We start from the raw sequence: 10,377 nt of genomic DNA, 5'->3' as shown, positions 1-10,377 counted from the left end.
CCGTAACCTCGCTTCCGAACGCCGTGGCGCGCTCCCCGACGGCACACCGACGCCGACGCTCACCTATTCCAAGCGTGGCGTCCGCGGTCGGGGCTCACTTCGAATCTCAAATCAGACAAAAATGTTCATAGGACCTATCCGTCCTATAGGCCGATCTTGTTACATGGGCCTGACCATGCCGGCCGGCCATGGATCGGTCACACACTGAACCTCGCTGATGAACACCGAACCAATCTACCGTCCGTGACGGGTCAGCGACCAAAAAGGCTCATAGCTTTCATGCATTAGACCTGGACCTGAGGGTTATGGGATGAAATATTCCGCCGGGCAAGGTATCTGAACCTACCGCGTGGCGTCGATCGGGTTTTCAGTGCCCTGGACCGGATGCGACGTGACGGATCCGCGCCGGATCGTACAGGTGTGATTCGGCACAGTCGATCGCCGGGGTGAGCGCGCGCCCGACGAGAATGACCGCGGCCCGCCGCAGTCCGGCGTCCTCGACCTGGTCAGCGATATCGGCGAGGGTGCCGCGCAGCACGAGCTGCTCGGGCTGGCTGGCGCGATAGACGACGGCGACCGGACAGTCCGTCCCGTATTCGACGGACAGCTCCTCGGCGATCGGGCGAATCCGGGTGATGGCCAGATGCAGGACGAGGGTCGCCTTCGTCTGCGCGAAGGCGGCCAGGTTCTCCGACTCCGGCATCGCGGTCGAGCGAGCCCGGGTGCGGGTCAGCACCACCGACTGCACGAGTTCGGGAACGGTGAGCTCACTCCCGAGCAGCGCGGCCGCGGCCGCGTAGGCGGGCACACCAGGGGTGATGTCCCACGGAACCCCGCGCGCGTCCAGCCTGCGCGTCTGCTCGGTGAGCGCGGAGTAGACCGACGGATCCCCGGAGCAGAGCCGCGCCACCTCCTGCCCCGCCTGATGAGCCTCGACGCAATAGTCGATGATCTGATCGAGATCCAGATGCTGAGTATCAATCAACTCGGCCCCGGGCCCACAGTGCGCCAACACCTCGGGATCCAAATAGGTCCCCGCATAAAGCCAAACCGAACACTCCCGCAACAACTTCACCGCACGCACAGTCAGCAGATCCGCGGCCCCGGGCCCTGCCCCAATGAAGTGCACGGTCATGTGGTGAGTGTATTCACACCCTTCCTCCCTCCCCCCGCGCACACACCCACCCCGCCACCCAGCCCGGGCTAGAGGGGGAGGGTGGTGGCGAGGTGGTCGTAGGTTGGGGCTAGTTGGTGGAGGGTGTGAGCGGCCGCAGGGTAGTTGCCCGTGACGATGTCGTATTGGAGAGAGCCGACCAGTTTTGATTGGGTGGTGAGTAGATCGGCTGCGGGCCGGAGGCCGAGGGTGTGGAACACTGCCGACGCGTCGGACAAGCGGCGGGCGCCGACCCTGATGGCGAAATGGGCCAGGTGGTTGGTTAGTTCGGGGTGGGGATCGGTCGTGAGCAGGTCGGCCAGGGCCACTGCGGCTGCCGCCGTGCCGAGGGTGCCCTCCGGGGTGGGTAGGTCCTTTCTGTTCGACAGGAATGCGCGGGCGGTCGGCAAACAGGCTCGGAGCGCGTCGTCCACGGGCACCTCACGTTCACGGGTGAAGCCGCTTCGCATCGTGTAGGGGGCACCGTAATCCAGGGGTGCCCGCCACGCGGCCATGAACTGCGCCAGGGGCAGCGTTGCGAACGGGTGGCCCTGCGGGTCGTGCAGCAGCACGCGGTCGTCCTCCACCGCCAGCGACACCACGTAGTGATCGGCCCCGATCGGACCGGTCATCTCGGGCTGATAGCGCAGCAGCCCCATTTCCAGCGGGCCGATGAGCACCGGTCCCGTATCGAGGTGTTTCCGCAGCCGCTGCTCCGCTTCCTCCTCGGTGCCGCCGCTCTCGACCTGGCATCGCCAACCCAGCAGGGAAACGGCGGCGTCGATCCCGATCTCGGGCGTCCAGCCGTACGGATCGAAGAAGGGCGTCTTCCCGCCGACCAGAGCCATGCCGAACGGCGCACCGGTCAGCACCTCGATCACCGCCGGTGGCGGCGCCTCCTCGCCGAACATCATGGCGAGTGAGTTGCTGTAGCAGTAGGGGCCGGAGCCCGTGTACAAGAGGGTCATTCTTCACCCCATCGGCCAAATTTATTGTGCTCGAATATTTTTCGAGTACTCACGAGCATCAAGGTAGTAAATTTCGGCCGAATTCGACAGGGTCACCGCGAGCGCAGATACTCCTCGTGCTCCCGATCTTCTCGGTAGTAGCGCTGCGTGAGGGTGGCCAGCCGGTGGATCTCCGCGGCCATCCGCTCCGCATCCACCGGCTTCGCGACAATCGGATTGCCCGTCTTCACGTAGTACCGGCCGTCCTCATAGTCCATCCACCAAAATCCCCGCCCCGGCGCAGGCCGAGCATCCAGTGCGGGTCCGGGAAATATCCCTATCTCCCCCAGCCCCAACCGATCCCGCTTGAACACCCGATTCAACTGCTCGACCAGACTCACCTCGTAGGCCCGCCGCACATGCCGCTCACTATCGGCCGCAAGCTCCTCCCGCCGAACCTCCAACGGAGGATTGCTGCCAGGCCCCCTTTTCGGCAAAGATGCAACGGTCAGCTGCGCGACTTCCCTTGCGCCACAATAGCTCAGCATCACATCACCACCCGTGTCCGGCGCAGCCCCCGGCATCTGAACCAGCGCAACCCCCGCTTGCCCACGGATAGCACCGTGAAACCGATAGACCTCCGAGGCATCCCGTCCCCCAAACCCTTTGGCCTCCACCCGAACATCGGGCTCCAACAACACGTCGATCGCCCGCTCCACCTCGACGGCATACTTCCCGAGCAGGCTCTCCACCGCGGCCTCCCGGAACTTCTTCAGCTCATCGAAGCCGTCGATGTCGGGCCGATACTGCAGCGGGTACGGAAGCCGATCCCGCCCATACCCCGCCCAGAGGATTTCGAACTCCTGCCCGGTGTACCTAACGCTGTGCATCGTCCCCACCGATCACCGGCGGCACGGCCTTCGGCAACTCATCGACACCGATCAACTCGTTACCGTGCTCTTGCGTGATGAGGTAATCAGGAACGCCTTTCGTCCGTTCCTCCTCGTCCTGCCCCTTCCCCGCATGCCCCGGAAAACCCATCCCGGGCATGCCCGCGGCACCAGGAGCACCGATTCCCGGTCGCACCGAAGCAGCCGCCGGAGCACCTCCGATCACCCCGCCCGGCACGCTGCGACCGGGCCCACCGGCCACCCGGCTTCCTGGGCCTCCGCCACCACCAGGCCCCGCGCTACTGCCACGACCACCCGGCCCCGAGCGCCCACCCGAATAACCCCCAACCCCAGGCACTCCCGACGTACCACCTGGGGTGTAGCCCGCAGGAGACGTGCTCGCCGAGCCGGATTGTGATGGCTGGCCTGAACTCTGCTGCGACATACCAGCCGAATTTGTGGAATCCATTCCAGCAGAAGCGGTTCGAGTGTCACCTTGTTGGTCTCCGGACTCACCGTTCTGCGGACTCTCCCCCGACTGACCGCCTTCGCCCGGCCTATCACCAGGCTGGCCGTCAGTATCGCTGCCCCTCCCACCCTGGTCGGTACCACCAGGATCGACGCTCGTCGGCCCGACAGGACCGCTCGGCACGCCCACACCGTCCACAATCTTGGGAGCAGAGGGCATGTAGGGCATCCCGACATCGGTCTGGGCGGCGACCTGCCCATAGATTGTGCGAAGGATCCGCCGCCCTTCCTCCTCGGCCTCGGCCCTGTTGTGATCGTCGATCTTCATGACGCCGTCCTTGGGCAGCGTCTTACCGCTGACGATGGTCCGCTCCGGGACACCCGGCATCAGGGCCTGGGTCTCCTCCAGGCCGGTTCGCATCTCCGACAGCTTCAAACTGATCGCCGTCGCCGCCTGGGACAGCGGGGTCGACCGCTCGGAATACCGTTTGACCGCATCGACTGCGGCATCGGCTGCGACCCCGGTCCAACCCCCATTGGTGGTTCTTCCGAATTCGCGTTCGAACAGCGCGAACGCTCCGGCGAGGTCCATTCCGATCTTCGCCCACGCAGACACCGCGTCGTACACCAGTTTCGGCTTCATCGCCGCCACCGAATCCCGCATCTGCTCGATGCTCATATGCTCGAAGCTGTCCGACTTGGTCAGATGCGGCGGCTGCATATCCCCATCGAAAATGCCGCTGTAATTCCCCTGCGCCTGCGTCTTGTAAATCCAGTCCCGCTCGGCATTCCACTGCTGCTGCGCATCGATGATCCGCCGCCGATACTCCTCGTAACTCACTCGGCCCCCTCCACCGCCGCAATCCGGTCACGAGCAGCTTCATCCTGAGCAACGAAGTTCGCGATCGCTTTGGCGACAACCTCTTTCATGGTCTGGACGGCATCGATGTGCTGCTTGATCACGGTATCTAGTGAACGTTCGGTACCCGAGGCCGTCAGGGAGAACTTGTTTTCGAGTGTCCGGCCCGAGTCGAACGCGCCGAAGCCTGTTATGCGAGTGATACCACGGATCAGAAAGATGACGTCCTGCAGCTTCTCAATGTGGTCATCGCAGACTTTGTCCAGACCTTTCCCCACCTCCGGGTCCAATGAGAGTGCGCCTGCATTAGCCTGATCTAGCAGTCGCTTCCATTCGTTGGGATCAACACCGAGCTTCATCCTCCCCCTCCTCGGCTAGCTGGGCAAATATTGAATCAGAGCATCACTTAGCCGACGCACCTCGGCGCACGGCTCCCCCGCCCCTGCGGCCCCATACCGGTTCACAACCTGAAAGTCGACCAAGCCATGGGGCACCTCGACGCTGATCAGACATTCTAGATCGTGCGCTGAGCCGACCGGTCGAAACTGAAGCGCCGCATGGGAACCGACAGTTAGGTCGGTGTAGTCCTGGTAGTCGGTCCGCTGCCTCGACTCCGCCAGAGTGCGGTCCGATGACAGGATCGCGAAGTCGAATGTCTTGGCCACCGACCGCCAGTGGCACACCTTCCATCCATCGAACTCGGTACCTGCAAGCTTGTTGTCTCTGGTGCTCACATCCAGCCCGAGCCCCCCGATCGCTGAATCCGGAATACTGCACGGATCCCACGCCGCGGCAGCAGCCGAGGACGCCACAGCACCCGACCCGCTAGTCGTACTCGCAACGGCCGTCTGCGGGGCGGAGGTCGGCGAACCATCCGTCGACTTCCCGCACCCCACCAGCGCCACCCCCGCGCTGACGGCCAGCACAACCGCACACAACGCTTTCCACGTGCGACTCATCCGAACCCCTTCACTCTCGGCAGAGCGTCGACGGGGCAACCAACCCCCCGCTACCTGCGAAAACCTTACAATCGCCACCACAAGCGAGCAACCACCCCCTGTGGATAACTCCTTTGTGCACGTCCGCTCGCCTATCACGGCCGGCCGAGCTAGAGGGTGGCGAGGCGGTGGGTGAAGGTGCCGTGGAAGCCCCAGGGGATGGGGTGGTTGAGCCAGGCGGTGGCTCGGGGGCCGCGGTCGGGGTGGCGGGCGTCGAGGATGAGGAGTTGAGAGCGGTTTTCGGGGAGGTGATGGTTGAGGGCCAGGAGCCAGCCGTCGTCTTCGGGGGCATCGGGGGCGCGCGGGACGAAGAGAGGTTCGCCGACTGAGCTGGGACCGAGGTCGCAGGTGGTGAGAGCTCCGGTGTGGTGGTCGATTTTGATGATGGAGTTGAAGAGGCCGACGGGGCCGCCTGCGCCCGACAGGTAGCTGTAGCGGTGCTTGCGGGTTGAGCGGCGCCAGTCGTATTGCGGGAATTCGCCTGGGTGTTCGGTGAGTTGCCGTTCGATTACCTTGCCGCTCTTTGTTATTCGGTACTGCATGAGCCGGGAGTCGGGGAACTGCGGGGTGTCGAGAAGGTCGCGGTTGACCATGCCGGTCATGCGGCGGATCTCGGACCAGGCGGTGTCCAGGCGTACCAGTTCGACCACCACATCGTCGCCCTCGTCGTAGGCGTTGGTGACGTGTAGGTGCAGCAGCGCCGCGTGATCGATGATGCGAGGCTTGCCACCCGATTTCGGCACCAGGAGAAAACGAGTCCCCTTGGCGGGCTTGAAGTCCAGTGAGTCGATGAAGGAATGCGTAGCGAAGGCCAGCTTGGCGATGTTCGGCAGGATCGGATCGAGGACGAAGACGAGATAGCGCTGTGTCAGGGCGAAGTCGTGGTTCCAGGGCAGGTCGAGCATCGACACCGAGGCGAGCCGGTGCAGCCTTCCGCTTCGGTCGACCCGATAGGTGCGGATGCGCGGGGTCGGCAGCAGATCCAAGCCGAAGTTGTACATGTCGCCGGTGTCGGGATCCCATTTCGGATGCGCCGAGAAGGCGCCGAGAAACCCGAGCTTGCCGTCGAAGTCGGTGGGCCCCAATGTTTCCAGTGAGTCCGGATCGATCCGATGCGGGTTCCCCAGCTCCCACAGCGCCAGGAGTCCTCCGGCATAGTTGACGATGTTGGTGTTGGCCACATTCGCGGGCAGGCGTCCGATGTTCGCCAACGGGCCGCCCGGAATCTGATCTCCCACACCGCGATATCGGATCCGGTCCGAGCGCTGTCCGTGCATGAAGTGCCGGGTCCGCACGTACCGGTTGCGGTAGCGCACCGAGGAGCCGTCGAGCACGAACTGCGAGATCATCCCGTCGCCGTCGAAAACGTTGTGCAGCAAGGAACGTCCGACCTGATGCCTGCCGGGCCCGATCCGATACAGCGTTCCGGTCAACTCCTTCGGCAGGCGCCCGTCGATCTGGTCGACGCGGTAGTCGAGTTCGTCCAACAGCGGCGCGTAGACCTGGCGGTACAGGCCCGGCGTAGTGACTGTCATCGTGGGCGCTCCTTCGAGTCGAATCTGACGACGCCTGTCATCTGATGACGTATGTCCTCCAATTTAGGGTTGGCCTAGAGTCGTGTCAATGACGAGATCTGGCACGGTCCGCAGCTACGGCGGCGTCAGCGCCGAGGAGCGCCGCGCCGACCGCCGCGCCCGGCTCATAGCGGCAGGTCGGCGCGTATGGGGCGAATCCGGGCTCGCCGCGGTCACCGTGCGCGGCATCTGCAAGGCCGCCGGGCTCACCGACCGCTACTTCTACGAGCATTTCGCGAGTCGAGAGGAACTCCTGGTCGCGGTCGCCGACGATGTGCGCGATCAGCTGCTCGCGGTGATGGTGCAGGCGGGCCTCACCGAAGAGGGCTCGGCGAGCGACAAATTGGAGTCGGCGCTGCGTGCCTTTCTCGATGCGATCGCGGAGGACCCGCATGTGCACAGAATCGCCGCCAGCGACCCGGCCGGAGTCCCCGGCCTGGCCCAGCGCCGCCGCGATGTGCTCGCGACGATCGCCGACCTGGTTGTCCAAAACGCACCCGACGCCCTCGGCGAAACCCCCGACCCGCAACTACTTCACAGGTCAGCCCTTTTCATCACCGGCGGCGTCAACCAACTCATCGAAGCCTGGCTCGACGGCACGATCGACATGACCACGGCGGAGTTGGCCGCCGAAGCCGCGTGGATGTGCCTCGCTGTCCTGACCCACCGCCCCGCCTAGACGGGCGCAACCGGGAAGCAAGAGCCACGCAAGCGCGACAGGCGATTGTCTCTGACATGACAATTGCCGCAACAGCTTCGGTAGACCGGGTACAGGTACAGGAACTGCTCAGCCGCTATTACGGTGCGATCGACGACAAACGGCTCGATCGGGCGCTGGTGGATGCGACGTTCACCGTGGACGGGCGGCTGGTGAACCCCACCGGTACGGCCTTGGTCGGCCGCGAGGCCATCACCGAGCAACAGCTCACGGTCGTCACGAAATTTCGCGCCACCCATCACGTGATAACCGACCACCTCATCGATTTCGAAGGCGATACAGCTCGCCTACGCGCCAATATGACAGCAATGCATCTCTGGGCCGAGGACTGCAGCGACGCATTCGCCCTCGAATCCCACTTCCTCGCCGGCGGTGTCTTCGAAGGACAGGCCGCCCGCACGGCCGACGGATGGAGGTTGCGTGAGCTGTCCCTCCGAATCACCTGGCGCACGGGCGCCGTCCCCGTGATCGCTACCTCGCCCAGGGTTTTCGGATAGGAGCACCGCGGGAGAACAGGGCCGAGCGGATTCGGTCGAGAAGGATATGGGGGCGGTGGTGGAGGAGGTTGGCGTTGGCCCTGATGGGGAGCCAGCCCAGCTCTTGCAGGACAGCGTAGCGGTCTATGTCCTTTGTCCGCTGACGTGAGTCGCTCCAGTGCTGGATCCCGTCGTACTCCACGGCGATACGCCACTCCTCCCAACCCATATCCACGCGGGCGATGAGCGTTCCGTAGCTGTCGCGGATAACTATCTGGGTGGTTGGGGGTGGGAGTCCATCGTCGATGATCAACAGGCGAGTGAGTGATTCCTGCGGCGATTCCGCACCCGCATCCACGAGGGGTATGAGGGTACGAAGCCGCCGCACGCCGCGGACCCCGGGATACCGCTCGGCAAAGGTGAGCACATCGTTCGGATACAAGCCTGTCGCCCGGCAGAGTGAGTCGAGGACCGGCACGGCCTTGTCGCGCGGAAGGCACCGCCCGAGATCGAACGCGGTCCGAACCGGCGTGCTCACGGTGAAGCCGTCTCTGTCGCAACACTCATCGTCGGCGATCCGACTCTGCACCGCACGTATGCCCGGGGGCGCGTGCCGACAGGTAGGGAGCGCAATCTCGGCCGGAAGTTCGGGATCGATCCATTTGGCCCCAAGCAACGCAGCCGCCGAGTACCCAACGAGCACCCCCTCCCCCTTCGCCCACTGCCCCGCCACTTTCGCCCTCCCCACAGCATCAAGCCGAACCCCGTGGGGCACATAAACCCCTGGCGCGACCCTCTCGAAGTCATGCTGCAACTGCCACCGCGTAACCAGCCCAGTAGCGACGGCCCACTTCCCCACAAACGGCTCCTCTAACCCCCCATACCCACCAAACATCCCCCACCCCACCGACACCTTCACCGACCGAGCAACCACGCAGTCCCCTTCTCGACGTTTACTCACATGAATGCTCGTTCACGCCCTTTTTTGGGGGACACGGGACGACCCCGCCAGGGTGGGCGGGGTCGGTCGGGGGGTTGGGTCAGGGGTGGGGGAGGGCGTCTGTGGTGATGGTCCTCGTGAAGGCATCCCACTCGGTGGGGGTGAAGATGAGAGCTGGGCCCGTGGGGTTCTTGGAGTCGCGGATGCCTATGTGGCCGCTGGCCAGGAAGGCGACCTCTACGCATTCGCCGCCGCCGGCGCTGTGGGTGCTCTTGAACCACCTTGCGGCCGAGAGGTCAACTCTCACGCTTCGTACTCCCTTGCCATCCGCCGCAGCAGGCCCCGGCTGGCTACGGCGTCGTGCGCTGCCTGGCGAAGAATCGCGGAAGCTCTGCGGTATTCCTTCGTATCTTGTTCTCTCTCAAGGTACATGTCGCCGGTGAGCGCCTCAACGTAGACCACTGGCGGGGAGGATTCGTTGCCGTTGGTGTCTTGTCCGAAGTTCAAGATCACGAATGGCCCGACCGGAAATCCAACCGGAAACCCTTTCTCGGAGGGCAAAATCAGTACAGTGACATTCTCGCGAGTACCGAGGTCTGCGATGTAGCGCAACTGAGCTGCCATCACCCGGCGAGAACCAACAACGGTCCGGAGCACCGACTCGTGCAGGATCAGCTCAACCGTTACCGGTCTCCTGCGCCTGGTGAGGATGGCCTGACGTGTGATCCGCAGTTGCACGCGCCGCTCCAGCTCTTCATCGGATTCGTTTGAGAAATAGGTCCGATCGAGCGCTCTTGCGTAGTCACGGGTTTGGAACAACCCCGGAACTATGTCGGGTCGGAAGATCTCCAGCGACGTGGCAGCCGATTCGAGTCCGACATACATATTCAAGCTCTTACGGATCACATCATCGAAGGTGTGCCACCAGCACTTGGCGTCGATCTGCTGTGCCAGCGCGACCAGCGCCTCCGCCTTCTCGTCGTCGAACTCGAGGATGCGGCCCAGTTCGCGCATATCGACTTCGCGGAGTATTCCTCCGCCCCCTCCCTTTTCGATGCGCGACAACTTGCTTTTGCTCCACTGCATCATGGCCGCGACCTGTTCGAGGGTGAACCCGACCTCGCTGCGCCCATCGCGAAGCAGCTTCCCGATCTGCCGCCGGGGAAGGGTTGAGCCGCCTCCATCAGTCATCCCAAGGCTCCTAGCGCTGTCCTGTCGTGGGAAACGAACTTTCCCATGGTGGCACCCACTCTGAGACTTTGAGGGCAAAATGATGGGATTCCCACGATGGGATCTTCAGGGGGGAGAGGCGTGTTCAGCTTGAGGTCGTACCCGTCAGCGCCGCAGATGCTAC

At 63.9% G+C, this 10,377-nt stretch carries 12 protein-coding genes; 2 read left to right on the top strand and 10 right to left on the bottom strand.

Annotated features, from left to right (window positions below; all coding sequences use genetic code 11):
- Positions 1 to 367: 367 nt before the first annotated feature.
- The 7 genes from cobM to IU452_RS18505 all read right to left on the bottom strand — a co-directional run bounded on the left by cobM (position 368) and on the right by IU452_RS18505 (position 6,850).
- On the bottom strand, positions 368 to 1,135 hold the full coding sequence (gene cobM / locus IU452_RS18535; RefSeq protein WP_195110347.1) for a precorrin-4 C(11)-methyltransferase: 768 nt from the start codon (positions 1,133 to 1,135) through the stop codon (positions 368 to 370).
- A gap of 68 nt (positions 1,136 to 1,203) precedes the next feature.
- Positions 1,204 to 2,121, bottom strand: a complete 918-nt coding sequence (locus IU452_RS18530; RefSeq protein WP_195110346.1) for a hypothetical protein — start codon at positions 2,119 to 2,121, stop codon at positions 1,204 to 1,206.
- Positions 2,122 to 2,213: 92 nt separating this feature from the next.
- Positions 2,214 to 2,990 (bottom strand): ESX secretion-associated protein EspG, encoded by a 777-nt coding sequence (locus IU452_RS18525; protein WP_195110345.1) that lies wholly within the window; start codon positions 2,988 to 2,990, stop codon positions 2,214 to 2,216.
- Positions 2,977 to 4,299: a hypothetical protein gene (locus tag IU452_RS18520; protein WP_195110344.1), complete on the bottom strand. Its 1,323-nt coding sequence runs from the start codon at positions 4,297 to 4,299 to the stop codon at positions 2,977 to 2,979. Before IU452_RS18520 ends, IU452_RS18525 begins: the two co-directional genes overlap by 14 nt.
- Positions 4,296 to 4,676, bottom strand: a complete 381-nt coding sequence (locus tag IU452_RS18515; RefSeq protein WP_195110343.1) for a hypothetical protein — start codon at positions 4,674 to 4,676, stop codon at positions 4,296 to 4,298. The genes IU452_RS18520 and IU452_RS18515 overlap by 4 nt, the downstream gene beginning before the upstream one ends.
- Before the next feature lie 15 nt (positions 4,677 to 4,691).
- A complete protein-coding gene (locus IU452_RS39515) occupies positions 4,692 to 5,276 on the bottom strand; it encodes a DUF3558 domain-containing protein (protein WP_195110342.1) in 585 nt (194 codons plus the stop codon).
- A 149-nt stretch (positions 5,277 to 5,425) separates the two neighbouring features.
- The gene (locus IU452_RS18505; protein WP_195110341.1) at positions 5,426 to 6,850 is read right to left on the bottom strand and encodes a carotenoid oxygenase family protein; all 1,425 of its coding nucleotides are present in this window, start codon (positions 6,848 to 6,850) and stop codon (positions 5,426 to 5,428) included.
- An 88-nt stretch (positions 6,851 to 6,938) separates the two neighbouring features.
- Between IU452_RS18505 and IU452_RS18500 the strand changes: the two genes are divergently transcribed.
- Positions 6,939 to 7,568, top strand: coding sequence for a TetR/AcrR family transcriptional regulator (locus IU452_RS18500; protein ID WP_195110340.1), 630 nt, complete (start codon positions 6,939 to 6,941; stop codon positions 7,566 to 7,568).
- A gap of 56 nt (positions 7,569 to 7,624) precedes the next feature.
- Positions 7,625 to 8,104: a nuclear transport factor 2 family protein gene (locus IU452_RS18495; RefSeq protein WP_195110339.1), complete on the top strand. Its 480-nt coding sequence runs from the start codon at positions 7,625 to 7,627 to the stop codon at positions 8,102 to 8,104.
- Here the strand turns inward: IU452_RS18495 and IU452_RS18490 are convergent.
- The 3 genes from IU452_RS18490 to IU452_RS18480 all read right to left on the bottom strand — a co-directional run bounded on the left by IU452_RS18490 (position 8,079) and on the right by IU452_RS18480 (position 10,214).
- Positions 8,079 to 9,044, bottom strand: a complete 966-nt coding sequence (locus tag IU452_RS18490) for a hypothetical protein (RefSeq protein ID WP_324192695.1) — start codon at positions 9,042 to 9,044, stop codon at positions 8,079 to 8,081. The two genes, IU452_RS18495 and IU452_RS18490, sit on opposite strands and share 26 nt — an antisense overlap.
- Positions 9,045 to 9,123: 79 nt before the next feature.
- Positions 9,124 to 9,330 (bottom strand): DUF397 domain-containing protein, encoded by a 207-nt coding sequence (locus tag IU452_RS18485; RefSeq protein ID WP_195110338.1) that lies wholly within the window; start codon positions 9,328 to 9,330, stop codon positions 9,124 to 9,126.
- The gene (locus tag IU452_RS18480; RefSeq protein WP_195110337.1) at positions 9,327 to 10,214 is read right to left on the bottom strand and encodes a helix-turn-helix domain-containing protein; all 888 of its coding nucleotides are present in this window, start codon (positions 10,212 to 10,214) and stop codon (positions 9,327 to 9,329) included. Before IU452_RS18480 ends, IU452_RS18485 begins: the two co-directional genes overlap by 4 nt.
- Positions 10,215 to 10,377: the final 163 nt, after the last annotated feature.

Source organism: Nocardia transvalensis, assembly GCF_015477765.1.
In the GTDB taxonomy this organism is placed as follows: domain Bacteria; phylum Actinomycetota; class Actinomycetes; order Mycobacteriales; family Mycobacteriaceae; genus Nocardia; species Nocardia transvalensis_A.
Note: the sequence above shows the minus strand (reverse complement) of the source record. Positions and strands in the feature narration are given on the sequence as shown.